We start from the raw sequence: 354 nt of genomic DNA, 5'->3' as shown, positions 1-354 counted from the left end.
TGCGGTGGTTGTTAGAATCTGCCACATAGACATTGCCGGATGAGTCCACAGCCACGCCGATGGGGGAGTGAAACTTCGCCGCTGTGCCGGTGCCATCCGCAGAATCCGCTGTGCCACTGCCGGCTATGGTGCTTACCACTCTATCTGCCGGCGTGATTTTCCGGATGCGGTGGTTGTAACTATCTGCCACATAGACATTGCCGGATGAGTCCACAGCCACGCCGATTGGCTCGTCAAACCATGCTTTTGTGCCGGCTCCATCCGCAAAACCCCTTGTGCTGCCGGCCAAAGTGGTTGCCACCCCCGCCGGCGTGATTTTCCGGATGCGGTGGTTGTTAGTATCTGCCACATAGA

The 354-nt window shown here is 57.6% G+C and carries 1 protein-coding gene; it reads right to left on the bottom strand.

Going from position 1 to position 354, the window contains the following annotated elements; translation table 11 throughout:
* A partial coding sequence (locus S1OALGB6SA_RS03390) for an NHL repeat-containing protein (RefSeq protein WP_195910270.1) occupies nucleotides 1-354 on the bottom strand: 354 nt, incomplete at both ends.

Origin of the sequence: Olavius algarvensis spirochete endosymbiont (assembly GCA_900608495.1) — a bacterium.
Taxonomy (GTDB): domain Bacteria; phylum Spirochaetota; class Spirochaetia; order DSM-2461; family DSM-2461; genus UBA2779.
Note: the sequence above shows the minus strand (reverse complement) of the source record. Positions and strands in the feature narration are given on the sequence as shown.